This is a genomic window from Streptomyces sp. QH1-20 (assembly GCF_041283565.1).
Taxonomy (GTDB): domain Bacteria; phylum Actinomycetota; class Actinomycetes; order Streptomycetales; family Streptomycetaceae; genus Streptomyces; species Streptomyces syringius.
In genome coordinates, this window is the sequence record NZ_CP166299.1 from 2,988,859 (window position 1) to 3,011,481 (window position 22,623).

Annotated in this window: 21 protein-coding genes and 2 tRNA genes; 18 read left to right on the forward strand and 5 right to left on the reverse strand. The window is 73.0% G+C overall.

Features of this window, described 5'->3' with window-relative positions:
* Positions 1–240: 240 nt before the first annotated feature.
* Complete coding sequence (locus tag AB8O64_RS13365; protein WP_130877956.1) at positions 241–762, reverse strand: universal stress protein; 522 nt, start codon at positions 760–762, stop codon at positions 241–243.
* A gap of 341 nt (positions 763–1,103) precedes the next feature.
* Between AB8O64_RS13365 and AB8O64_RS13370 the strand changes: the two genes are divergently transcribed.
* The 10 genes from AB8O64_RS13370 to AB8O64_RS13415 all read left to right on the forward strand — a co-directional run bounded on the left by AB8O64_RS13370 (position 1,104) and on the right by AB8O64_RS13415 (position 10,265).
* Complete coding sequence (locus tag AB8O64_RS13370; protein ID WP_361932186.1) at positions 1,104–1,436, forward strand: hypothetical protein; 333 nt, start codon at positions 1,104–1,106, stop codon at positions 1,434–1,436.
* A 368-nt stretch (positions 1,437–1,804) separates the two neighbouring features.
* Positions 1,805–3,160, forward strand: a complete 1,356-nt coding sequence (locus tag AB8O64_RS13375) for a helix-turn-helix domain-containing protein (RefSeq protein WP_130877957.1) — start codon at positions 1,805–1,807, stop codon at positions 3,158–3,160.
* A gap of 5 nt (positions 3,161–3,165) precedes the next feature.
* A complete protein-coding gene (orn, locus tag AB8O64_RS13380; protein WP_130877958.1) occupies positions 3,166–3,771 on the forward strand; it encodes an oligoribonuclease in 606 nt (201 codons plus the stop codon).
* 98 nt (positions 3,772–3,869) lie between these two features.
* Positions 3,870–3,942: transfer RNA gene (locus AB8O64_RS13385), tRNA-His, on the forward strand.
* Between the two features lie 168 nt (positions 3,943–4,110).
* Positions 4,111–5,079, forward strand: coding sequence for a hydroxymethylbilane synthase (gene hemC / locus AB8O64_RS13390; protein WP_370419383.1), 969 nt, complete (start codon positions 4,111–4,113; stop codon positions 5,077–5,079).
* A gap of 145 nt (positions 5,080–5,224) precedes the next feature.
* Positions 5,225–5,449 (forward strand): hypothetical protein, encoded by a 225-nt coding sequence (locus tag AB8O64_RS13395; protein ID WP_370419384.1) that lies wholly within the window; start codon positions 5,225–5,227, stop codon positions 5,447–5,449.
* Positions 5,450–5,485: 36 nt separating this feature from the next.
* Positions 5,486–6,823, forward strand: a complete 1,338-nt coding sequence (locus AB8O64_RS13400; RefSeq protein WP_370419385.1) for an ABC transporter substrate-binding protein — start codon at positions 5,486–5,488, stop codon at positions 6,821–6,823.
* Complete coding sequence (locus AB8O64_RS13405; protein WP_370419386.1) at positions 6,820–7,839, forward strand: carbohydrate ABC transporter permease; 1,020 nt, start codon at positions 6,820–6,822, stop codon at positions 7,837–7,839. The genes AB8O64_RS13400 and AB8O64_RS13405 overlap by 4 nt, the downstream gene beginning before the upstream one ends.
* 9 nt (positions 7,840–7,848) lie before the next feature.
* On the forward strand, positions 7,849–8,763 hold the full coding sequence (locus AB8O64_RS13410) for a carbohydrate ABC transporter permease (RefSeq protein WP_370419387.1): 915 nt from the start codon (positions 7,849–7,851) through the stop codon (positions 8,761–8,763).
* Between the two features lie 62 nt (positions 8,764–8,825).
* Positions 8,826–10,265, forward strand: coding sequence for a GH1 family beta-glucosidase (locus tag AB8O64_RS13415; RefSeq protein ID WP_370419388.1), 1,440 nt, complete (start codon positions 8,826–8,828; stop codon positions 10,263–10,265).
* Between the two features lie 39 nt (positions 10,266–10,304).
* Here the strand turns inward: AB8O64_RS13415 and AB8O64_RS13420 are convergent, their stop codons facing one another.
* Both AB8O64_RS13420 and AB8O64_RS13425 read right to left on the reverse strand, forming a co-directional pair.
* Positions 10,305–11,174 (reverse strand): spermidine synthase, encoded by an 870-nt coding sequence (locus AB8O64_RS13420; RefSeq protein ID WP_370419389.1) that lies wholly within the window; start codon positions 11,172–11,174, stop codon positions 10,305–10,307.
* A gap of 63 nt (positions 11,175–11,237) precedes the next feature.
* Complete coding sequence (locus tag AB8O64_RS13425) at positions 11,238–11,747, reverse strand: hypothetical protein (protein ID WP_370419390.1); 510 nt, start codon at positions 11,745–11,747, stop codon at positions 11,238–11,240.
* Between the two features lie 215 nt (positions 11,748–11,962).
* Here AB8O64_RS13425 and AB8O64_RS13430 point away from each other — a divergent pair, with 215 nt between their 5' ends.
* A complete protein-coding gene (locus AB8O64_RS13430; protein ID WP_370419391.1) occupies positions 11,963–13,387 on the forward strand; it encodes a tetratricopeptide repeat protein in 1,425 nt (474 codons plus the stop codon).
* Between the two features lie 159 nt (positions 13,388–13,546).
* Here the strand turns inward: AB8O64_RS13430 and AB8O64_RS13435 are convergent, their stop codons facing one another.
* Positions 13,547–14,140, reverse strand: a complete 594-nt coding sequence (locus tag AB8O64_RS13435) for a histidine phosphatase family protein (protein WP_130877967.1) — start codon at positions 14,138–14,140, stop codon at positions 13,547–13,549.
* A gap of 267 nt (positions 14,141–14,407) precedes the next feature.
* Between AB8O64_RS13435 and AB8O64_RS13440 the strand changes: the two genes are divergently transcribed.
* The 7 genes from AB8O64_RS13440 to AB8O64_RS13470 all read left to right on the forward strand — a co-directional run bounded on the left by AB8O64_RS13440 (position 14,408) and on the right by AB8O64_RS13470 (position 21,324).
* A complete protein-coding gene (locus tag AB8O64_RS13440) occupies positions 14,408–15,397 on the forward strand; it encodes a phosphatase PAP2 family protein (RefSeq protein WP_370419392.1) in 990 nt (329 codons plus the stop codon).
* A complete protein-coding gene (locus AB8O64_RS13445; protein WP_370419393.1) occupies positions 15,318–16,739 on the forward strand; it encodes a hypothetical protein in 1,422 nt (473 codons plus the stop codon). Before AB8O64_RS13440 ends, AB8O64_RS13445 begins: the two co-directional genes overlap by 80 nt.
* Positions 16,730–18,310, forward strand: a complete 1,581-nt coding sequence (locus AB8O64_RS13450; protein ID WP_370419394.1) for a hypothetical protein — start codon at positions 16,730–16,732, stop codon at positions 18,308–18,310. Before AB8O64_RS13445 ends, AB8O64_RS13450 begins: the two co-directional genes overlap by 10 nt.
* A gap of 43 nt (positions 18,311–18,353) precedes the next feature.
* Positions 18,354–19,715 carry an AAA domain-containing protein gene (locus AB8O64_RS13455; protein ID WP_370419395.1) on the forward strand — a complete coding sequence of 454 codons (1,362 nt, stop codon included), beginning with the start codon at positions 18,354–18,356 and terminating at the stop codon, positions 19,713–19,715.
* A 257-nt stretch (positions 19,716–19,972) separates the two neighbouring features.
* Positions 19,973–20,341, forward strand: a complete 369-nt coding sequence (locus AB8O64_RS13460) for a hypothetical protein (protein ID WP_356452338.1) — start codon at positions 19,973–19,975, stop codon at positions 20,339–20,341.
* Positions 20,342–20,487: 146 nt separating this feature from the next.
* On the forward strand, positions 20,488–21,162 hold the full coding sequence (locus AB8O64_RS13465) for a bifunctional DNA primase/polymerase (protein WP_370419396.1): 675 nt from the start codon (positions 20,488–20,490) through the stop codon (positions 21,160–21,162).
* An 88-nt stretch (positions 21,163–21,250) separates the two neighbouring features.
* A tRNA-Lys gene (locus AB8O64_RS13470) sits at positions 21,251–21,324 on the forward strand.
* A gap of 71 nt (positions 21,325–21,395) precedes the next feature.
* On the opposite strand, the gene AB8O64_RS13475 is transcribed toward AB8O64_RS13470, so the two are convergent.
* Positions 21,396–22,619 (reverse strand): M6 family metalloprotease domain-containing protein, encoded by a 1,224-nt coding sequence (locus AB8O64_RS13475; protein WP_370423862.1) that lies wholly within the window; start codon positions 22,617–22,619, stop codon positions 21,396–21,398.
* Between the last annotated feature and the right edge of the window lie 4 nt (positions 22,620–22,623).

Below are 22,623 nucleotides of genomic sequence, written 5' to 3' on the forward strand. Positions count from 1 at the left end.
TCGCCCTCACGCCGGCGGTGATGCCGCCGGTCCCGGGAACCGTCACCTCCCGTCCGGCAGCACGTCACATGTAGCGGGTTGTACCCGCCCCCGGGGCACTATCCACCTCTACGCGCGAGTAGATTCAGCGGCCTTGTCAAGGCGGAATTGGCGCCATCCCGGGGCGCGCCGCAGTGCCATCTCCCCTGCAGCGCCTTCGAGTTGAGGTTCGGGACGGGCGCCTGCCGCCGACGGCGGTGCTTACGGGATGACGACGACCGGCCGCTGCGCGCGCCGCGCCAGCCGCCCTGCGACGGAACCGAAGATCCGGCCCACCAGGCCGTGCGTGGAGCCGACCACGATCGCGTCCGCCGCGTACTCCCGGCCGACTTCCTCCAGTTCGTGGCAAATGTCCCCACCACGCTCGACGAGGATCCACGGCACCTCGGACAGATAGTCGGCACAGGCCAGTTCGAGGCCGAGCACTTCCGTCCGGTGGTCGGGGACGTCCACGAAGACCGGCGGCTCACAGCCCGCCCATACGGTCGTCGGCAGCCGGTTGGCCACATGGACGATGATCAGCCCGGAGCCCGAGCGCCGGGCCATCCCGATTGCATATGCAAGCGCTCGCTCGCTCGACGTGGAACCGTCGAAGCCCACCACGACACCGTGCTGGAACGCCGGATCGCAGGAATGACGTGTTTCTTCCGCCGCTTCGGGGTGCGCCGCTTGATCGGCGACCCGCTTGCGGTCCGCGGGTTCGGAGAATTCGTGACCGGCCATCGGTGTCTCGGCGAAGGAGTCCTCTTGCGGAGGGGGATCGACGGGGGCTGATTGGAGTTGTCGAGGGGGGACAGGCCAGATGATCAAGGACGAAAAAATCCGTCCGGGATTCATCTTTTCAAGTGCTTACCCCCCAGGGTACGGCGCCACTCGTCGGCTGCCCAGAGGCCGCCCGGCCAGGCCTGCCGGATCCACACCCCCCGGGGCGTTCCCCGGAGCATGCACGAGGGCGGCGCGCAGCGCAATGCCCCGGCCATGCCCCTGCTGCCCTTCTCCCCAGTGACCCGGGGGCCTGCCGGGCGTTGTACTACCGCCAGCAGCCGCCACCAGGGAGCCGTTCCGTGCCCGGAACCCGCGAGTCCGCCCGCGCCGACGCCACCGAAGGGGAATCCCCCGATCCGGTGAGCGACGTAGTCCGCTGGGCGGCCTTCAGCTGCGTCCTGGTCCCCATCGTCCTGCTGATGTGCGGTCAGTCCTTCGGAGGCGCCGCCGGCACGGCGGCCGGTCTGGTGGCGGTCACCTGCGCCTGCCACGCCCTGCTGCGCCAGTCCGAGCGCAGCGCCGCCCGGGTCGCGGCGGAACAGACGGTTCCGCACCGCGGCAGGCGCGGCCGGACGGGTACCGGTTCCCACCGCGGCGCGCGTCATCCCGGTGCCGCCCATCCGGTCGACTGACGGCCTCGCACGCCTGCACCCGTAGGTTTTCAGCCAACTTGGGGCCGAACTCCATCCCTTGGCCAAAGCACCCCCCAACAGCCGGTCGACCAGCAAGGAAAGGACCGTTGAGGGCGGTTGCGCCCTACGGGGAGTGGGCATGGGCGAGAGGCGTACTTTTCACCGGGGCCTGCAAGTGCAACGCTTCGTGATCGAACGCTTCGCGCCAAGTTGTCATGTCGACATAGAGCCGGGTGGTGAACTGGTCACCGCGTCTCCATTCGACGCAGTAGATTCGATCTTGGCCATGACCGGCGGGGGAACCGTTCAGGACCGAGGGGAAACGTGCAGGACCGAGAGGACTCGACCGCCGAGGGGGGCTTAGCGCCATGAGCCAGGACTCCACGACCGTACCGGAGACCGCGCGCAAGCTCTCCGGACGCCGCCGCCGGGAGATCGTCGCAGTGCTGCTATTCAGCGGCGGCCCCATCTTCGAAAGCTCCATTCCGCTCTCTGTGTTCGGTATCGACCGACAGGACGCAGGAGTCCCCCGCTACCGATTGCTGGTGTGCGCGGGCGAAGATGTGCCATTGCGAACAACCGGCGGCCTTGAACTGACCGCACCGTACGGCCTGGAGGCACTCTCCAGGGCGGGCACTGTCGTGGTGCCCGCTTGGCGGTCGATCACCCAGCCGCCACCGACCGCAGCACTCGACGCGCTGCGCCGCGCCCATGAAGAGGGCGCCCGCATCGTCGGGCTGTGCACCGGGGCCTTTGTGCTGGCCGCCGCGGGACTGCTCGACGGCAGGCCCGCCACCACCCATTGGATGTACGCGCCCACGCTCGCCAAGCGCTATCCGTCGGTCCATGTGGACCCGCGGGAGCTCTTCGTGGACGACGGTGACGTACTGACGTCCGCGGGCACCGCGGCAGGCATCGACCTGTGCCTGCACATCGTCCGCACCGACCACGGCGCCGACGCCGCGGGGGCCCTGGCCCGCCGTCTCGTCGTACCGCCACGCCGCAGCGGCGGGCAGGAGCGCTATCTCGACCGGTCTTTACCGGAGGAGATCGGCGCCGACCCGCTCGCCGAGGTCGTCGCCTGGGCGCTGGAGCACCTCCACGAGCAGTTCGACGTGGAGACGCTGGCGGCGCGCGCCTATATGAGCAGGCGCACCTTCGACCGGAGATTCCGCTCGCTCACCGGGAGCGCTCCGCTGCAATGGCTGATCACCCAGCGGGTGCTTCAGGCGCAGCGGCTCCTGGAGACCTCGGACTATTCCGTGGACGAGGTCGCCGGGCGTTGCGGCTTCCGTTCGCCGGTGGCCCTGCGCGGCCACTTCCGCCGGCAGCTGGGGTCCTCCCCCGCCGCCTACCGGGCCGCCTACCGGGCGCGCCGGCCGCAGAGCGGTTCGGCCGACCGGCCGGAGCGGGGCGAGCGTCCGGACCGTCCCGACAGAGGGGACCGTTTCGAGCGGCAGGATCTGCCCGAGCAGCGGCCCGGGGAGTCCTCGGTGATGGCGATGCGGCGGACGGCCATGGCCGGCGCCCATGCCGTGACCGGCGCTTCCCTGGCACCTCCACCACCACATGGCGGACATAGCGGTCATTCCGGACCTGGCGGGCACCTCGGCCATGGGACCGGTCATGGCGGCCACGGCGGGCTCGGCCCCGAGCCCGGCAAGCCGGAGTCCGACCTCTACAGCCCACGGCTGCCCGGCCAGCGGGAACGCCCCGTAGGGTGAGACGTATGAACGATCGCATGGTGTGGATCGACTGCGAGATGACCGGGCTCTCGCTGTCGGACGACGCGCTCATCGAGGTGGCCGCCCTGGTCACCGACTCCGAGCTGAACATCCTCGGCGACGGCGTGGACATCGTCGTCCGCCCGCCCGCCGAGGCCCTGACCACCATGCCCGAGGTGGTGCGCCAGATGCACACGGCCTCCGGGCTGCTCGCGGAGCTGGACGGCGGGACGACGCTCGAGGACGCGGAGCGTCAGGTCCTGGCGTACGTGCGCAAGCACGTCCCGGAGCCGGGCAAGGCCCCGCTGTGCGGAAACTCGGTCAGCACCGACCGTGGCTTCCTGCTGCGGGACATGCCCGAGCTGGAGAACCACCTGCACTACCGGATCGTCGACGTGTCCTCGGTGAAGGAGCTGGCCCGGCGCTGGTTCCCGCGCTCCTACTTCAGCAGTCCGAAGAAGAGCGGCAACCACCGGGCACTCGCCGACATCAAGGAATCGATCGCCGAGCTCCGCTACTACCGCGAGGCGATCTTCGTACCGCAGCCCGGCCCGGACTCCGACACGGCGAAGGCCATCGCGGCCAAGCACGTGCTGCCCGCTCAGGGATAGTGACGCAGCTCGCTCCCAGAACGCGTGTCATCTGGGAGCGAGCACCCCTGAAGACCCTGTACACTTTTTCTCAGCCGGTGGGAAACGCACCGGACATGGTGGGTATAGCTCAGCTGGCAGAGCACCTGGTTGTGGTCCAGGATGTCGCGGGTTCAAGTCCCGTTACTCACCCTGTATGACAAGGCCCGGTCTGTGAAAACAGACCGGGCCTTCGTCGTATCCCCGTCCCCTCTTCTCTTGTGCCTTCTCCGGCGCTGACCCCTCGCGGCTGATCCCTCGTCAGCGGGACGGCGTCCGGAGCCGGTACCGGGGTCCGGGCGACGTGCCATGGTGCTTTCTGTGAACCCCTCCCCCCACAGCCGCCCGCTGCGCATCGGCACCCGCAAGAGCCCCATGGCGCTGGCCCAGACCGAGCGGGTCCGCGAGCTGTTGCTCAAACTCGAACCCGATCTCGGCATCGACGTGGTCCCCATCGAGACGGAGGCCGACCAGTGGCAGGGCGATCTCTCGAAGCTCGGCGGGAAGGGCCTCTTCGTCAAGGCCATCGACCTCCGGCTGCAGAGCGGTGACATCGACCTGGCCGTCCACTGTCTGAAGGACGTCCCCGGCGACGGCCCCCTCCCCGAGGGCCTGGTCTTCGCGGCGATGCTGCCGCGCGACGACGCGCGCGACGTCCTCGTCGTGCCCGAGGACTCCGCCGTACGCACGCTCGCCGATCTGCCGGCCGGGGCGCACGTGGGCTCGTCCTCCGTACGCCGCCGCGCCCAGCTCGGCCGCGCCCGGCCGGACCTGCGGGTCGTCCGGGTGCGCGGCACCGTCGGCACCCGCCTCGACAAGCTCGACGGCACCAAGGCCATGAGCCCCGCGCTCGACGCGCTGGTCGTGGCGGCCTCCGGACTGGAGCGGCTGGAGCTGCGGGCGCGGGCCCGGCACACCTTCACCGTCGACGAGATCCTGCCCGCCGTCGGCGCCGGGGTCCTGGTGCTGGAGTGCCGACGCGCCGACGGCGACCTCCTCGCGCTGCTCCGACAGCTGGGCGACGCGCGAACGCTGGCGGAGGCCACGGCGGAACGGGCGATGCTCTACGGCCTGCGCGGCCACTGCAACTCCCCCATCGCGGGGTACTGCGACACCGAGGTCGACGGGCGGCTCTCGCTGCGCGGCATGGTCTTCGACGAGACCGGCTCCACCTTCGTCCGCGCCCATATCCGGGGCCCCGCCGACGACCCGGTGGATCTCGGCGGCCGGGTCAGCACCGAGCTCCTCCGCCAGGGCGCGGCCGGTCTCATCGCCAAAACCGTCCACTGAGCCACCCCCGCACACACCCATCCCGGTGACTTCGCGGAGACACGCCCTCACCCTTTCGGGTAGTGGCGACGTCGGCGACACGCGCGGCCCTTCAATGAGCTGGAGGCGGGCAGCCGCCCCGCCTTTCCCAGGAAAGGGGCACCTCATGCGCCGTCGGGCCGCGTCCATCATCGTCACGTCCTGTGCCGCTCTGGCGTTCGCCGTCATCGGGGCGACACCGTCCGTGGCGGATCCGGGTCCCATCTCGGAGGCCGACTGCAAGGCGAAGAACGGTGTGGTGGAGGACATCGAGGGGACCTACTACTGCCTGGCCGTCCACGGTGTCATCGAGGGGGCGGACCGGGCCGAGGAGGCTCTCGACGACTTCTAGGGCCCGCCCGGCGGAACCGTCACCAGGAGGACGCAATTGCGCGGCAGCACGTGCACCTACCGAAGGCGGGCGGTGGCCCTCGGGGCCGTCGTCGCGCTCGGCGCGCATCTTCTCGGCGGCTGCGCCCGGGACGACAGCCCCGCCGCGAGCGGCACCGGGGGCGCCGGGAGTGGCAGGAGCGGGAAGACCACGATCACGATCGGCACCTTCGGCGTCTTCGGCTACAAGCAGGCCGGGCTCTACGCGGAGTACGAGCGGCTGCACCCGGACGTCACGATCAAGGAGAGCGTGATCGAGCGCAACGACGCCTACTACCCGCAGTTGCTGACCCATCTCGCGGCGGGCGGCGGGCTCGCCGACATCCAGGCCGTGGAGGTCGCCAACATCAACGAGGTCGCCACGACGCTGTCCCGCAAGTTCGAGGATCTGTCGAAGGCGGCGGGGGTGCGCCGGAGCGACTGGCTGGACTGGAAGTGGCAGCAGGCCACGGACCGCAAGGGCCGGACGGTCGGGCTCGGCACGGACATCGGGCCGATCGCCATGTGTTACCGGAAGGACCTCTTCAAGAAGGCCGGGCTGCCCACCGACCGGGAGGCGGTCGGCAGGCTGTGGGCCGGTGACTGGCAGAAGTACATCGACACGGGCAAGGCGTACAAGAAGCGGGCACCGGCCGGCACGGTCTTCACCGACTCGGCCGCCGGGGTCTACAACGCCTCGATCCACGCCTACCCCGAGCGCTACTACGACCGGCGCGGCAAGGCGATCTACGCGGACAGCCCGGCCGTGAAGGCGTCCTGGGACCTGGCCGTGCAGGCGGCGCGGGGCGGGCTGACCGCACGGCTCAAGCAGTTCGAGAAGCCGTGGGACCAGGCGTACGCGAACGGGCGCTTCGCCACGGTCGCCTGTCCGCCGTGGATGCTCGGCTACATCAAGGAGAAGGCGGGCGAGGCGGGCAGGAACAAGTGGGACGTGGCCGCCGCGCCCAGGCCCGCCAACTGGGGCGGCTCCTTCATCGGCGTACCGAAGGCGGCCCGGCACAAGGCCGAGGCGGTCAGGCTCGCGGTCTGGCTGACCGCGCCCGCGCAGCAGGCCAAGCTCTTCGACCGGCAGGCGAGCATCCCCTCCACCCCGTCCTCGTACGACATGCCGCAGGTCAGAAATGCCAGGCACCCCTACTTCGGCGGCGCGCCGACGGGGCGGATCTTCGCCGCGGCGGCCAAGGGCATCCCCACCTTGGTGATCGGCCCGGACGAGCAGCAGATCGGCACCGCCTTCACCGACATCGGGCTGCTCCAGATCGACCAGCAGGGCAGGTCCCCGCGCGAGGCCTGGAAGGCGACGCAGAAGGAGATCGAGAACGCGGTGGACGAATGACCACGACCGCCACCGCGGCCCCGGACGCCGGCTCGGGGGACGAGGGCGCGGCGGCCGAGGGCAGAACCCCGCGGCGGCGCCCGGACCGCGGCCCCGGCCGGGCGGCCCGGGTGGGCAGCCGGCTCCACCGGTGGGACGTCCGCTACAGCCCCTACGCCTTCGTCGCGCCGTTCTTCCTCTTCTTCGCCGCCTTCGGGCTCTTTCCTCTCCTCTATACGGGCTGGGCGTCACTGCACCGCGTGGAGCTGGCCGCCCCGGACGACATGCGGTGGGTGGGGCTGCGCAACTACACCCGGCTGCTGGACGACGACTTCTTCTGGAACGCCCTGGGCAACACCTTCACCATCGGCGTCCTGTCGACCGTCCCCCAGCTGCTGATGGCCCTGGGCCTGGCCCATCTGCTGCACTACCGGCTGCGCGCCGCGAACTTCTGGCGGGTCGCGCTGCTCACCCCGTACGCCACCTCGGTCGCCGCCGCGACGCTCGTCTTCGTGCTGCTCTACGGGCGCGACTACGGGATGGTCAACTGGGCCCTGGGCGCGGTGGGGGTCGACCCGGTCGACTGGCAGAGCGGCACCTGGACCTCGCGGTTCGCGGTCTCCTCGATCGTGATCTGGCGGTGGACGGGCTACAACGCGCTGATCTACCTGGCCGCCATGCGGGCCGTGCCGGACGAACGCTACGAAGCGGCGGCCCTCGACGGCGCCTCCCGGTGGCAGCAGTTCCGGCATGTGACCGTGCCCGCGCTGCGGCCGACGATCCTCTTCACCGTCGTCGTGTCGACGATCGGGGCGACCCAACTCTTCGGCGAACCGCTGCTGTTCGGCGGGGCGGGCGGCCAGAAGGGCGGTGCCTCCCACCAGTTCCAGACGCTCGGTCTCTACCTCTACGAACAGGGCTGGTACTCCTTCCATCTCGGGCGCGCCTGTGCCGTCGCCTGGACGATGTTCCTGATCCTGCTGCTGATCGCCGCGGTCAACGCGACCGTCGCGCGGCGACTGCGCGAGAGTCATTGAGGGGCTGCCGTGACGACCACCACGACGACCGACCAGCCGGCTCCCGCAGCCGCCCCGGCCGGCCGGCCCGGACCGCGTCCGGGGGCCGGCACCCGGCGCGCGGGACGGCAGCTGCACGCCGGGCCCGTCGGCTACGCGGTGCTGGTGCTCTTCACCGTCGGCTCGCTGTTCCCCCTGGTGTGGACGGCGGTCGCCGCCTCGCGGGACAGCTCCCGCCTCGCCCGGACCCCGCCGCCATTGTGGTTCGGCAGCAATCTGGCGCGGAACCTGGAGACGGCGTGGACCGACGCCAACATGGGCCTCGCGCTGTTCAACACCGTGCTGGTCGCGGGCTCCGTCGCGCTGGGCACCGTGCTCTTCTGCACCGTCGCCGGCTTCGCCTTCGCCAAACTGCGCTTCCGCTTCAAGAGCTTCCTGCTGATGCTGACGATCGGCACGATGATGATCCCGCCGCAGCTCGGCGTGGTCCCCCTCTTCATGGTCGTCGCCGAGCTGGAATGGACCGACCGGCTGCAGTCGGTGGTGCTGCCCACGCTCGTCAGCGCCTTCGGGGTCTTCTTCATGCGGCAGTACCTCGTGGAGGCGCTGCCCACCGAGCTGATCGAGGCGGCCCGCGTCGACGGCGCGAGCAGCTGGCGCGTGGTGTGGCACCTCGTCTTCCCCGTCGCACGGCCGGCGATGGCCGTCCTCGGGATGCTCTCCTTCGTCCAGGCGTGGAACGACTTCTTCTGGCCGATCATCGCGCTGACCCAGGAGAACCCGACCGTGCAGGTGGCCCTCACCGGGCTGGGCCGCGGCTATGTGCCCGACCAAGCCGTGATCATGGCCGGCGCGCTGCTGGGCACGCTGCCGCTGCTGCTCGCGTTCACGCTGTTCGGCAGACAGATCGTCGGCGGCATCATGCAGGGCGCCGTGAAGGGCTGACCCCCAGCCCCCTGTCTCACTCTGTCTCGCCCTCCCCTTTCCCCCACCTCGGGAGCGTTTCGATGACCCCTTCTCCGTCCTCTTCTTCCCCCTCCCCCTCCCCGTCCGTGAACTTCCCGCCCGGCTTCCTCTGGGGTGCGGCCACTGCCGCGTACCAGGTGGAGGGCGCCGCGCGGGAGGGCGGTCGGACCCCCTCCATCTGGGACGTCTTCGCCCGTATCCCCGGCAAGGTCTTCGGCGGGGACACCGGGGACACCGCCACCGACCACTACCACCGCCACCACGAGGACGTGGCGCTCATGGCGGAGCTGGGGCTGGGCGCGTACCGCTTCTCGGTCTCCTGGCCGCGCGTCCAGCCCACCGGCCGGGGCCCGGCCTCCCCGCGCGGCCTCGACTTCTACCGCGCCCTCGTCGACGACCTCCTCGCGCACGGCATCCGGCCCATGCTGACCCTCTACCACTGGGACCTGCCGCAGGAGCTGGAGACGGCCGGCGGCTGGCCCGAGCGCGAGACCGCGCACCGCTTCGCCGACTACGCCCAGCTCGTCGCCGAGGCGCTGGGCGACCGGGTCGAACTGTGGACCACCCTCAACGAGCCCTGGTGCAGTGCCTTTCTCGGCTACGGCTCGGGGGTGCACGCCCCGGGCCGTACGGACGAGCTCGCGGCGCTGCGCGCCGCGCACCATCTGAACCTGGCGCACGGTCTCGGCGCGGCGGCACTGCGCGCGGCACTCCCCGACCGGGCGCGGCTGTCCGTCGCCCTCAACCCCGCGGCGGTCAGGCCCCGTACGGCCGCGCCCGAGGACGTGGACGCGGCGCGCCGCGTCGACGCCCTGGCCACGCGTATCTTCACCGACCCCATGCTCCACGGCCGGTACCCCGAGGATCTGCTGGCCGACACGGCGGGGATCACGGACTGGTCGTTCGTGTACGACGGCGACACGGCCACCATCAACCACCCCCTCGACGCGCTGGGCATCAACTACTACGCCCCCACAGTGGTATCAGGCAGCACTGACAGCCGCCCCTCGCGCGCGGACGGCCACGGGGGCGGCGAGCGGTCCCCCTGGCCCGGCGCGGACCGTGTCGCCTTCCACCAACCGCCCGGCAAACGGACCGCGATGGATTGGTCCGTCGACCCCACCGGCCTCTACGACCTGCTGACCCGCTTCGCCCGCGAGGTCCCCGGGCTGCCGCTCGTCGTCACCGAGAACGGTGCCGCCTACGACGACAAGCCGGACGGCGAGGGCGTGGTGCACGACCCGGACCGCATCGCCTATCTGCACGCGCACCTCGACGCCGTGCGGCGGGCGATCGCCGACGGCGCGGACGTGCGGGGCTACTTCCTCTGGTCGCTGCTGGACAACTTCGAGTGGGCGTACGGCTACAGCAAGCGGTTCGGCGCGGTGTACGTCGACTACGCCACCCAGGCCCGTACGCCCAAGTCCAGCGCCCGGTGGTACTCCCAGGTGGTGCGGAGCGGGCAACTCCCGCCGTTCTGAGAGCCGTTCGGCACTCCCCCGGGACCCGCGCTGCCGCCGCTACGCGAAGGCGTCGGGCGGCGGGGCCGGGGAGGGCCGGGCCGCGGCGTCGGTGACCGGCGCCGCGCCGCCCGTGAAGTCGGCCAGGGCGCGGCCGTGTTCGACCCGCCCCTGGTTCGGGTCGGAGGCGGCCCGCCGGGTCAGCTCGGCGACGGGCAGCTCCCGGTCGCAGGCCAGCAGCACGGCGTTGCCGAAGCGCCGCCCGCGCAACACCGCCGGTTCGGCGGTCAGGGCCAGCTCGGGGAAGACGGCCGCCGCGGTCGCGATCTGCCCCTTCAGATGGGCGAGCGGCGGACCGTCCGCGAGGTTCGCCGCGTAGAAGCCGCCCGGGCGCAGGGCCCGGCGCACCTCCCCGGTGAACTCCACGCTGGTCAGGTGCGCGGGGGTGCGGGCGCCGCTGAAGACGTCGGCGATGATCAGATCCGCCCAGCCGTCCGGCACCTTGGCGAGCCCCTCCCGCGCGTCGACGCCGCGCACCCGGATCCGCCAGCCGCCGTCCAGGGGCAGCTCGGCGCGGACGAACTGGACGAGCGGGGCGTCGATCTCGACGATCTGCTGGGTCGAGCGGGGGCGGGTCGCGGCGATGTACCGGGCGAGGGTGAACGCCCCGCCGCCCAGGTGCAGCGCCTGGATCGGCTTGCCGGGCGGTGCCACGAGGTCGGCGATGTGGCCGAGGCGCCGCTGATAGGCGAAGTCGAGGTACGCGGGATCGTCGAGGTCCACATGGGACTGCGGGGCCCCGTCGATCAGAAGGGTGCGGCCGCGCGGCCGGTCCCGGTCGGGCACCAGCTCCGCCAGACCGCCGGCCACCTGCGCCGATACCGGCTCCGCGGTGCGCCCGCGCCCTTGCTTCTGCTTGCCCTTCGCCACCTGGCAAGTATCGCCCGCGGCCCCGGCGGCCCGCGCGGCGGCCCGTTCGCCGGCCGGCGACGGCTAGCGGCAGCGGTCGACGGCCTCGATGGTCCGGGCCGCCTCGCCGAGCGCGGCCCTCAGCACGGCGGGGTCGGTGGAGGAGGTGAAGGCCACGTCGGGTGGGACGAGCCAGCCGGTGCCGGAGACGGGGGGCTCGGCGAGGCTGCCCCGGGGGACGCGGTCGAAGGTCTGCGTACAGGCGCTGCCGGGCACGTCCCAGCCGGCGGCGGTGCCGGGCGGCACGAGGAAGCCGAGGGTGTCGCACGCGCCGTCGTGCAGGACGGGTCCCACGCCGTCGCGCAGCCGCAGGATGTCGACGGCCTCCAGGCCCTGGCGGGCCGGGACGGTGACGAGGTCGCACGGGCCGGCCTCGTCGAACGTCACGGGCGGGTACGGAAAGGGGCTGCGGTCCTGACGCGGCCGGTGCAGCGCCGTCGTCACCGTCGTACGCGAACCACCGATGTCCACTCCGGCCTCCACCAAGGGAAACGCCTCCTCCGCCGTGGGCACTCCGCGTCGAGCGCACTCCATGGATTCCAACGCCCCATCGCGTCAACGGCTACGGTGCACAGCCGCCGCAAAGGATGGCAGTTCATGGCGGATGGTGCGTGAGATATCCGTTTTGTAGCCAAACCGAGCGTAGTGAACGGCTCACAGCCGGTACGGTTTTCATGCCGCAAAGGCAAGTACAGCCGCCCGCCCCGGAGCACGCGCGGGGTGGCATTCGCCAGGGAGAGGGCCCGGCCATGGCGTCGTCCCACGCATCCTCGTCACCCCGCCCCAACACCGCCTTCCGGCAGTTGCGAGGACACCGCTCACCTGGCGAGTTCGCGGCGGCCGTACGGCGTGCGGCCCGTGAGATCGGCGAGCAGGTCTCCTGCGACGCGCGCTATATCGGACGTGTCGAATCCGGGGAGATCCGTTGCCCCAACTACGCCTACGAACGGGTGTTCCGGCACATGTTCCCCGGTCGCGAACCGGCGGACATGGGCTTCGCACCACGGGACGCGGTACGCGGCTGGGGGGCGCGCGGAGCGGGGCGTACGCCGTCCCCGCAATCCGAGATCCCCGAAGCGACCCACGACTCCGCCCCCTCGGGGGATCTTGCCGACGGCGCCTCCGACAACCCCTTCGACCGGCCCTTCGACCTGCAGCGGTCGGACAGCACCAAGGAGAGCGACGTGTTGCGTCGCGCGTTCATGACCAGCGGCACGGCCGCGATGGCCACCGCCTCGCTGGGCGGCGCCCCCGGCGCCCGCCCGCCCCGCCGTGTCGGCGAGGCCGAGGCCTCCGCCGTCGAGCGGGCGGTGCGGCGCATCCGCGTCCTCGACGACCGGCACGGCGGCGACGGCCTCTACCGACGCGCCGCGCAGCCCCTGCGGGTGGCGTACGAACTGCTCGACGCCGGCACCCGGCGGCAGTCGGTCGCGGACCGGCTGCACGCCAGCGCGGGCGAACTGGCGATCTCGGTCGGCTGGCTGGCCCACGACTCGGGCCGGTTCGCCGACGCCCGCTCCCACTACGCCGAGGCCCTCGCCACCGCGCGGGTCGCCGGGGACGCGGCCCTGGAGGCGCACGCGTTCTGCAACACCGCGTTCCTCGCGCGGGACGCGGACCGGCCGCGGGAGGCCGTCCGCGCGGCGCAGGCCGCGCAGCGGGCGGGGCGGAAGCTTTCTTCGACCCGGCTGATGTCCCTGCTGACGCTGCGCGAGGCGGGCGGCTGGGCCGGGCTCGGGGACCGGGCGGCGTGCGAGGCGGCGCTGCTGCGGGCGCGAACGCTGTTCGGGCGGGGCGCGGGGGCGACGGACCCGGAGTGGATGACGTTCTTCGGCGAGGCGGAACTGGAGGGGCTGGAGGCGCAGTGCTGGTCGGTGCTCGGCGACTGGCCGCGCGCGGTGGAGCACGCGCGGCAGGCGGTCTTCCTCCAGGACTCGCACTTCGCGCGCAACACGGCGCTGTTCACCGCGCAGCTCGCGGGCGACCTGGCCCGCGCCGGACACCCGGACGAGGCAGCGGCCGCGGGCGAACGCGTCCTGGACCTGCTCGACCAGGTCCGCTCCTCCCGCATCCGCACGATGCTCGCCTCCACGGCCCGCCTGCTGCGCCCGCACGAACGCGATCCGGTGGTGGCGTCGTTCCTGGCCCGCCAGTCGGCTGCGCGTCTGACGTGACGGGTGCCGGACGGGCTTGGCGGCTGAGCTCAGCCCAATCAAGCCCGTCCGGCGCTTGAGGACGCGCCCGCAGGGCGCCCGCCGCCGCAGGCGGCAAGACGGCCCGCAGCCGGCAGGACACCCGCGCGCCGAGCGCGAAGCCGGGGTCACCCCGTACCGCTACGCGAGGTGCCCCGTGTCGTTCCAGCGTTCGATCGCCGGGGCGCCGTAGGCCCAGCCGAGGATGGAGAGCGAGGTCGGGTCGAGGCGGATGCGGGAGGCGAAGGAGACGTCGAGGCCGAGCCAGCGGGCGCCGATGACGCGCAGGATGTGGCCGTGGGCGAAGATCAGGACGTCGCGGTCGGCCGAGCGGGCCCACTCCACGACCTCGTCCGCCCGCGCCCCGACCTCCGCCAGCGTCTCGCCCTCGGGGACGCCGTCGCGCCAGATGAGCCAGCCCGGCCGGCCCGCCTTGATCTCGTCCGGGGTCATGCCCTCGTACGCGCCGTAGTGGAACTCCATCAGCGCGTCCCACGTCGTGGCCCGGTCACCGAAACCGGCCAGCTCGCAGGTCTCCTTCGCGCGCACCAGCGGGCTGGTGCGGACCTCGACGCCCGGCAGCGCGTCCCACGGCTCGCGGTGCAGCCGCTCGCCGAGCAGTTTGGCCCCGCGCCGCCCCTCGTCGAGGAGCGGGATGTCCGTACGGCCGGTGTGCTTGCCGGAGAGCGACCACTCCGTCTGTCCGTGCCGGGCCAGCAGGATGCGCGGTGCCATGGAGGGGCCCCCTTCAATAAGATTTGGGTGATTTTGGCGACAGAACGACAAGCTCGTCCGTCCCACCCCCATCATCGCTCACCCCTTTCACAGGCAACCCTGTGGCCATTTCTGGCGTCTCCTTCCTCACGACCCGTAGACCACCGCACAACAGCGGGCGAACAGGGTGTAGCCGGGAAGTCTCGGGGCGGTGTGCGAGCCAAGTGGCTTACACCGTACGGTTGCATGCGCGCTTGTTGGCCGCCTGAACAAATGGAGAGCGTCCGGATGTACCGCACCGCACCACTCGGGAAGCGGCCGCGCTGGTGGACCGAGCTGCCGCTGATCGCCGTGGTGTACGCGGTGTACTCGGCCGGGCGGCTGCTGGTCCGGGGAGACGTGCAATCAGCCGTCGACCACGGCCTGTCAATTCTCGATCTTGAAAAAACGTTCCGAATAAACTTCGAGCACCCGCTCAACCGGCTGTTCACCGAGCACGCCTCCCTCGGCATACCCGCCGACTTCGCCTACGCGTCGCTGCATTACCTGCTCACCCCGGCGCTGCTCATCTGGCTCTTCAAGTGCCGCCCGGCCGATTACCGTCCGCTGCGGACGTGGCTGATGGTCTCCACCCTCATCGGGCTGATCGGCTTCACCCTGCTGCCCACCTGCCCGCCCCGGCTGCTCGACCCCGGTTACGGGTTCGTCGACACGATGGCCCAGTACGGCTCCTACGGCTGGTGGGGCGGCGAGGCCAGCGCCCCGCGCGGACTCGGCGGGCTGACCAACCAGTACGCGGCCATGCCCAGCCTGCACGTCGGATGGGCCCTGTGGTGCGGCGTCGTGCTGTGGCGCTACGGCCGTACGACCTGGGCGAAGATCGCGGGCGTCGTGTACCCGCTGGCCATCACGATCATCGTGATGGGCACCGCCAACCACTACTTCCTGGACGCCGTCGCGGGCGCCGCCGTGATGGGCGCCGGCTTCCTGCTGGCCCGTCCGGTGCTGCGGCTCGTCGAACGGATCCGGGGCCGCTTCCTGGCGACGGCCGACGCGGAAACCACCGAGACGCCCGCGAGTGTCAGTGGCGGGTGCGACACTTCGGCGGGTACAGCGCTTCCCCGGTCGACGCCCTCCGGAGCAGGGGCCCCGAGGGACCGTTCGGGGGCGCCGGAGAGACATCGCGAGGCGGACGCCAGTGACCAGATCCCTCGACAGCCGGCCCACGGCGAGGCCGTCGACAGCCACCCCGACGGGGCTGCGGCAGCGGCTCGCTGACCTGCGCGGCCCGGCCGTCGCACCGCACCCGCTCGATGCCCGCGCCCTCGCGGCGCTGGCCGCCAACCCCGGCTGTCACCGCCGGGCGCTGCTCGACGGCGCCGGGATCGACAAGGGCGCGCTGGCCCGGGCCCTGGGCTCGCCGGCGACCTTCGGGCAGTCGCAGTTCGCCTTCGTCCGGGGCAATGCCTTCGAGGCCCGCGTCAAGGACGACGGCGGCGCCGGGCTGATCCGGCTGCTGCGGGAGCGGCTGGGCGAGGGCCCGCAGGAGCCCGGCCCGGCCCCCGCCCCGGCCCCCGATCTGTCGGCCGTCGGGCCCGAGGGCCGCGCGGCCCGTACGGCCCTGGCCCTGCGCGATGCCACGGCCGCCGGCCGCTGGACGCTGTTGGACCACCCCCTGCTGGCCCTCGCGGTCGCCGGCACCCCGGTCTATCTGGAGCCGGACGCGGTGGTCGTCCACCCCGACGGCAGCTGGACCGTCGTGGAGATCAAGTCCTTCGCGATGATCGACGGCGCGGCCGACACGGCGAAGGTGGGCGCGGCCGCCCGGCAGGCGGCGGTGTACGCCTTGGCGCTGGAGGACGTCGCGGCCCGACTGCCCGCGCCTTCCGGGCAGGGCGCCGACGAGGACGGGTGGGCGGCGCGGCCGCCGGGCCACCCCGACGGCACGGACCCCGGTGCGCGGCCGCTCGCTCACCCCGAGGACGCCCACGCCATCGCCCCGCATCCCGCCGGTGCGGACGGCGGGGCGCGCAGTCACCCCGAGGACGCGGACGCACCGGCCGCCGGCCGGACCCGTGGCGCGCGCGTGCGGCATCACATCCTGCTGGTCTGTCCCAAGGACTTCTCCAACCTGCCCGCCGCCGAGCTCGTCGACGTCCGCAAGCAGTTGGCCACCACCCGCCGTCAGCTGGCCCGGCTGACCCGGGTCGAGGACATCGCCGCCGGGCTGCCCGCCGACACCACCTTCGATCTGCGCCTGGCCGACGACGGCCGGACCGCGACGCGGCCCGCCGCGGAGCTGGCGACCGCCGTCGAGTCGGTCGGCGCGGCCTACGCCCCGGAGTGCCTGGCCACGTGCGAGCTGGCCTTCCACTGCCGGGCACGGGCGCGGGCGGCCGGCGCGGTGGAGACGCTGGGCCGTGGGGTGCGCGGCGAGCTGGGCGCGCTGACCACGGTCGAATCGGTGCTCTCCGCCGCCCTGGGCGAGACGGGCGACGCCGCCGACCCCACCGTCTCCGCGCTCCGCCGCGCGGCCGCACTGCGCGCGGAGGCGCTGGGCGCCTCGGAAGGCTGCCCGCCAGGGCACACCGCACCCCGGACGGAGGCCGCATGTCACTGATCACCACGCTCGCGCGGCTGGAGGCCGTGCGGGAGGGGCGGGCGCGGCCGCTGGCGACCGTGCGGCATCGGCAGGTGTCCGAGCGGCCGCTCGTGTTCGTGCCGCTGACGACCGCCGGTGAGGCGGGGGCGCCGCTCGGCGCGCTGGTCGGGACCGAGCGGGACGCGCCGCGGCTGCTGATGGTGGCGCAGCCGCGGGACCGGGATCTGCGGTCCGCGTTCCTCGCCGAGCTGGCCGAGGCCGTGCTGCCGTACATCGAGTCGTTCGCCGACGACGTCGTGCTGGAGCAGCGCAAGGAGACCGACCCGGAGACGGGCAAGAAGGTCCCGGTCGAGGTCGAGCTGTGCGCGGACGCCCCGCAGTTGCTGGTGCCGAGCGGCGCGGGCGTCGAGTACGTACGGCTGCTGGGGCGGTCCATGCGGTTCCGCCGTACCGCCGAGCAGGACCCGGAAACGCCCTACCCCGCTCCCCCGCGCGTGCCGCTGCTCGGCCGCTGGCTGACGCACTTCGGCGAGCGGGCCCGGGTGCCCGGCTCGTCGCTGCTGCTGCCGATGACGCACCTGCTGGGCCGCCACTGGGCGACCGGCCAGTCGAACCTCGAGGACCAGCACCTGGGCGCGCTGCTCGCCTGGATCGATCCCCCGGCGGGGACGACGGGCGCGGAGGCGGCCGTCCGCGCGGAGCTCGGGTGCGGCCCGGACGGGCTGCTGCTCTGTCCGCCCGCCGGGCCCGCCACCGACCCGGTCTTCGACAACAAGCGGCTGGCGCCCGCCGTCGCCCGCTACGACCGGGCGCGCGCGGAGGTCCTGGAGGCGGGCCCGTACCACCCGCCCGCGCGGGACGCGCTGGCCGGCGCCGAGCGCGAGATCGGCGCCCTCCTCACCTCGCAGTTGCGCCCCACCTGGGACGCCGTGTGGCGCGGCGTCGATCTGCTGCGTGCCCTCCCGGAGGGGGCCAGGGTGGCTGAGCGGTGGAAGCGGGACCGCTGGTCGTACACCGCGCACCGCGACCGGGTACGGGCCGGGGAGCCGCCGCAGCCCAAGCGGGACGACGCGGTGACGGCGGCCCGCAAGCTCGCGGCGCGGGAGACCGCGCAGGCACAGCTGGAGGCCCAGGAGGCGCTGGACGATCCGCTGGTCATGGCGGCGCGGCGGCTGGCCGGCGAGGCCTTCGCGGGCGAGGTCACCGAGGTGGTCATGGAGTATTCGGAGGCGAAGGTCCCGCGCCCGCGCCCCCTGGTCACGGTGCGTACGGACGACGGTCCGCATGTCGCCGAGGGTGCGAAGGTGCACCGCGCGCTGGCGGACGGCAAGGCGCAGTCGGCCGAGTTCGTCGCCCACGGGGCGGGCGTGCTGACCGTCCGGCTGACCGGTGGCATGGGCCGGGGCAAGGTCCCCGACCCGGGGTCGGTGCCGGTCCCCGGCGACCGTGTGTGCTGGACTCTGTTCGAGCACGCCCCCCGGGGCGGCCCGGAGCTGCCCGACCCCGAGCGGACGCCCTGGACCCACGGCGGCCCGCCGGGCACGCACGAGGACGGCCCCGACCCGGTGACCGCGGAGGACCTTCTGTGACCGAGTACCGGATGCCGCCCGTCCCTGCCCGGTGGGTGGCCCCGTGAGCCTGCGAGCACCCCGCACGGCCTCCTTCGACCCCGCGGCGGCGGCCGGCGCCGCGACGGACGCGATCCTGCGGGACACCCTGCACAGCCCGCACCGCGGCGTCGTCGTGGACTCCCCGCCGGGCGCGGGCAAGTCGACGCTGGTCGTACGGGCCGCGCGCGAGCTGGCCGCCGCCGGCCGGCCGCTGATGATCGTCGCGCAGACCAATGCCCAGGTCGACGACCTGGTGCTGCGGCTGGCCGAGCAGGACCCGGAGCTGCCCGTCGGGCGCCTGCACAGCAGCGACGCGCGTCCTTACGACCCGGCGCTCGACGCGCTCGCGTCCGTCGTGACGTCCGCGAAGGCCGCGGACCTCGCGGGGCTCGACATCGTCGTCTCCACGGCGGCGAAGTGGGCGCACACCAAGGTCAGCGAGCCGTGGGGCCACGCGATCGTCGACGAGGCGTATCAGATGCGCTCGGACGCGCTGCTCGCGGTGGCCGGGCTGTTCGAGCGGGCGCTGTTCGTCGGCGACCCGGGGCAGTTGGATCCGTTCAGCGTGGTGGGCCCGGACGGCTCGGCCCAGTGGGCGGGGCTGTCGTACGACCCGTCCGCCAGCGCGGTGACCACACTGCTGGCGCACAACCCCGAGCTGCCCCAGCATCGGCTGCCGGTGTCCTGGCGGCTGCCCGCGTCCGCCGCGCCGCTCGTCTCGGACGCCTTCTATCCGTACACGCCGTTCCGCAGCGGCACCGGTCACGGAGACCGGCGGCTGTCCTTCGGCGTCCCCTCCGACGGTTCGGGCCCGGACCGGGTGCTGGACGAGGCGGCCGAGTCGGGCTGGGGCCTGCTGGAGCTGCCCGCCCGTCACACACCGCGGACGGACCCGGAGGCGGTCGGCGCGGTGGCGCTGGTGGTGCGGCGGATGCTGGACCGGGGCGGGGTCGCGACGAGCGAGCGGTCGCCGGACCCGGCGCCGCTCACGCCGGACCGGATCGCGGTCGGCACGGCCCACCGCGACCAGGCCGCGGCCGTCCGGGCGGCCCTCGCCGGGCTGGGGGTGTCCGGCGTCACGGTGGACACGGCGAACCGGCTGCAGGGCCGGGAGTTCGATGTGACGGTGATGCTGCATCCGCTGTCGGGGCGCCCGGACGCGACGGCGTTCCACCTGGAGACGGGCCGGCTGTGCGTGCTGGCCTCACGGCACCGGCACGCGTGCGTCGTGGTGTGCCGGGCGGGGGTCGACCGCCTGCTCGACGAGCACCCGTCGGCGGAGCCCGTGCAGCTGGGGGTGACGGTGAAGTTCCCTGATGGATGGGAGGCGATGATGTCCACCTGGGACCAATGGTCCGACCACCGGGTGGCATGGCGCCCCTGAACGGCGCCGCGCCCCCTGGCCGCCGGACGGAGTCCGGCACGTCGCCGGAGGCGACCAACGGAAACAGCCCTGATGGATGGGAGGCCATGATGTCCACCTGGGACCAATGGTCCGACCATCGGGTGGCCTGGCGCCCTTAGCCGATATCGCCATGGAACCCCTGGCCAAAACCCTGGGGGGGGAACCCCTAGCCCGTGGGCCTACTTGCGCGGCGCAGGACAATGGATGGCGGTGGAGACGATCCTGGAGGTATGTACATGTGCGAGCCGCAGTCGGCTGCCGACGCGCGCGGTGGGAGTGGGCCGCGCCGCCTGAAACCCGCGCAGCTGCTCTTCGAGCCGCCCGAGGCCGTCGCGGAGGCCGAGCACTTCTTCGACCTGGAGTCGATCGAGGACCCGCGCGAGCTGCTGGCCCGCTCCACCGAGCTGGCGCTGGCCTTCCGCGCGGCGGCCGACCGGGCGATGGAGTACCAGGCGCTGGCCGCCGCCCAGCTCGCCGACCCCCGGCGCTTCGACCGGCTGCCCACCGCCGTAATCGCGGCGCGCGCCGAGTGGAGCGAGGACTATACGAAGAAGATGGTCGAATTCGGCCGTGACCTGCAGCGCAGCAGCAGAGCGGTCGACTGACCGCCCGGTGGCCACCGCGGCCCATGGTCCCCGATCATGGGCCGTTGGCATATGCGGCGCACAAACTAGCGCACCCCTTGGCGCCTTGTCCCGAGTTCGGGCAACTCCCGGCAGCGGCACCGGAGATGGCGCTGAATATAGGACCCATGAACTCCTGGCCGCACGACCCGCGTCCCGCCCGCCCCTACCCCCACACCGCCCCGCATCAGGCCCCCCACCAGGCCTCCCACCCGGCACCGCGCCAGTCCCCGCACCGCGCGACCGCCACCTATGTCACCCTCGCCGGGGCCGACTGGCTCGCCTCGGCCAGCCCCTTCCCGCAGAGCGTCCACGCCCTGTGGTGCGACCAGCCGAGCGCACCGGTCGTGCTCCCCTGCGGCACCGCGTTCGACGTGATCAGCGCGCCGGCGCTGTTCGGGCGCCGGTTATTGGACCGCTTATGGTCCGCGGGGCCGGGCTCCGGCCCGGTCGCCGCCCAGCGCGGCCGGCTGCTGCTGTTCGCCGCCCCCGGCACCGCCCAGCGGCTGCCCGCGCTGCTCGCCTGGGAGGAGTGGTCCCGCGCGGTGCCGCCGCTGCTGTGCCACGGCAAGGGCGACGCGGTGACCGCCCCCGCGCTCTATCCGCCGGGGGACGAGGAGCCGACGGTCCCCGTCTCCCGCTGGCTGGTGGCCCCCGAGGTACGGCACCCCTGGCTCCCGGGCCCGGAGGTCCTGCTGTGGGCGTGCGTACGGGCCGCCCGCGAGGGGGCGACGGACGAGTCCGCAGGTGGGGGCGGTGTCGAGGCCGCGCCCTTCGCCACACTGACCCCCGCACCGCTCTGACCGCCCGGGCGCCGGGCCTCCCGCCGGGCCCGGACCTATGGATTTTCGTTCCGCCGGAGCAGGGTGCTAAAGTCTTCCACGTCAGCAGGCGCCGCTAGCTCAGTTGGTTAGAGCAGCTGACTCTTAATCAGCGGGTCCGGGGTTCGAGTCCCTGGCGGCGCACAGACAGTCGAAGGCCCTCACCGATGGTGAGGGCCTTCGTCGTGCTCCCGGAGGCTCCGGGGGCGCGGCCCTCATTCGCGCTCCACCGCGACCGTCCACGCCCCGTCGGCCGTCCGGGCCCGCACCTCCACCCGCACCCCGTCCGGGCCCGTCGACAGGGACTCCCCGGCGCGCAGCGGTGCGTCCGCCAGCGGGGGGTAGACGGACTCGCCCCAGCAGGCCTGGCTGTCGGGGTGGGCGTCCAGCACCTGGACGGGCCCGCCGCCGGAGGCGGTGTCGCTGAGCACCCGGTAGACCAGCACGCCCTCGGAGCAGGTGGTGGTGTCGTTGCCGGCCGCGCCGCGTGCCTCGATGACGATGGCGCTCGTCTCGCCCGTGCGGACCACGATCATCCGGGCCCGGGAGTCGATGCCGGGCCGCATCGGGTCCTCCAGCGCGTGGAGCGCGTGCAGGGTGCTGCCCGGGGACCGGACGCAGCGGACGTGCCGCGAGGTGAGCCAGCCCAGCTTCCACTTGTGCCAGCCGAAGGGGTCCGAGGCGAGCCCGAACTGGCTGCCCATGAGGTCCCAGTCCCCGACGTGGGTGTCCCAGTCGCCCTTGCCGTCGGTGGGCCGGTGGTAGAGGTCGGGCAGGTCCAGGACGTGCCCGGTCTCGTGGGCGAGGACGTTGCGGTCCGGCGGGTGGTGCTCGAAGACGGTGACGATGCGGCGCAGTACGGTGCCGTCGACCCGGACGGGCCGGTCGAGGTTGACGACCTTCGTCGCGTCGGAGTCGACGCCCGGGGCGTCGGGGTCGGCGACGAGGTAGACGAGGTCGTAGCGGGCGAAGTCCACCACGCGGTCGGCGGCGGCGATGGCGTCGCGCAGATAGGCGGCGCGGCGGTCGCCGTCCCAGTCGCGCTGTATCCGGTACGAGTCGGCCGACCGCGGCATGCGCAGCCAGCGGTTCACGGGGTGGGGGTGCAGCGAGAACCGCCCGTATGAGGCCCGGTCGAAGAAGCGCGAGGTGCCGGGGAAGTGGTCGGCCGCGAGCTGGGCCGGGGTGGTGCGGGGCCGGGAGCCGGGGAAGGACAGGAAGACCATGACGGCGTCGAGGTGGCCGAGGGGGCGCGGGTAGGCCGGGTTCCAGCTGTCGAGGCCCTCGGAGTGGTGGGCCTGGCTGCGGGGGAGCGCGCACGGCCCGCCGGGCCCCGCCGCCTGCGCCGGTCCGGCGACGACGGTCGTGGCGGCGATCGCGCACATCGAGGTGACCACGGCTCCGGCGCGGCGCCAGCGGGGCTGCCGGTCCACTCCCATGGGT

What these genes read in the sequence shown, in the direction of transcription:
- AB8O64_RS13365 (WP_130877956.1), bottom strand. Translation starts at nt 762, where the DNA reads ATGGCCGGTCACGAATTCTCCGAACCCGCGGACCGCAAGCGGGTCGCC.
- AB8O64_RS13375 (WP_130877957.1), top strand. Translation starts at nt 1,805, where the DNA reads ATGAGCCAGGACTCCACGACCGTACCGGAGACCGCGCGCAAGCTCTCC.
- orn (WP_130877958.1), top strand. Translation starts at nt 3,166, where the DNA reads ATGAACGATCGCATGGTGTGGATCGACTGCGAGATGACCGGGCTCTCG.
- AB8O64_RS13395 (WP_370419384.1), top strand. Translation starts at nt 5,225, where the DNA reads ATGCGCCGTCGGGCCGCGTCCATCATCGTCACGTCCTGTGCCGCTCTG.
- AB8O64_RS13405 (WP_370419386.1), top strand. Translation starts at nt 6,820, where the DNA reads ATGACCACGACCGCCACCGCGGCCCCGGACGCCGGCTCGGGGGACGAG.
- AB8O64_RS13415 (WP_370419388.1), top strand. Translation starts at nt 8,826, where the DNA reads ATGACCCCTTCTCCGTCCTCTTCTTCCCCCTCCCCCTCCCCGTCCGTG.
- AB8O64_RS13425 (WP_370419390.1), bottom strand. Translation starts at nt 11,747, where the DNA reads ATGGAGTGCGCTCGACGCGGAGTGCCCACGGCGGAGGAGGCGTTTCCC.
- AB8O64_RS13430 (WP_370419391.1), top strand. Translation starts at nt 11,963, where the DNA reads ATGGCGTCGTCCCACGCATCCTCGTCACCCCGCCCCAACACCGCCTTC.
- AB8O64_RS13435 (WP_130877967.1), bottom strand. Translation starts at nt 14,140, where the DNA reads ATGGCACCGCGCATCCTGCTGGCCCGGCACGGACAGACGGAGTGGTCG.
- AB8O64_RS13440 (WP_370419392.1), top strand. Translation starts at nt 14,408, where the DNA reads ATGTACCGCACCGCACCACTCGGGAAGCGGCCGCGCTGGTGGACCGAG.
- AB8O64_RS13450 (WP_370419394.1), top strand. Translation starts at nt 16,730, where the DNA reads ATGTCACTGATCACCACGCTCGCGCGGCTGGAGGCCGTGCGGGAGGGG.
- AB8O64_RS13460 (WP_356452338.1), top strand. Translation starts at nt 19,973, where the DNA reads ATGTGCGAGCCGCAGTCGGCTGCCGACGCGCGCGGTGGGAGTGGGCCG.
- AB8O64_RS13465 (WP_370419396.1), top strand. Translation starts at nt 20,488, where the DNA reads ATGAACTCCTGGCCGCACGACCCGCGTCCCGCCCGCCCCTACCCCCAC.
- AB8O64_RS13475 (WP_370423862.1), bottom strand. Translation starts at nt 22,619, where the DNA reads ATGGGAGTGGACCGGCAGCCCCGCTGGCGCCGCGCCGGAGCCGTGGTC.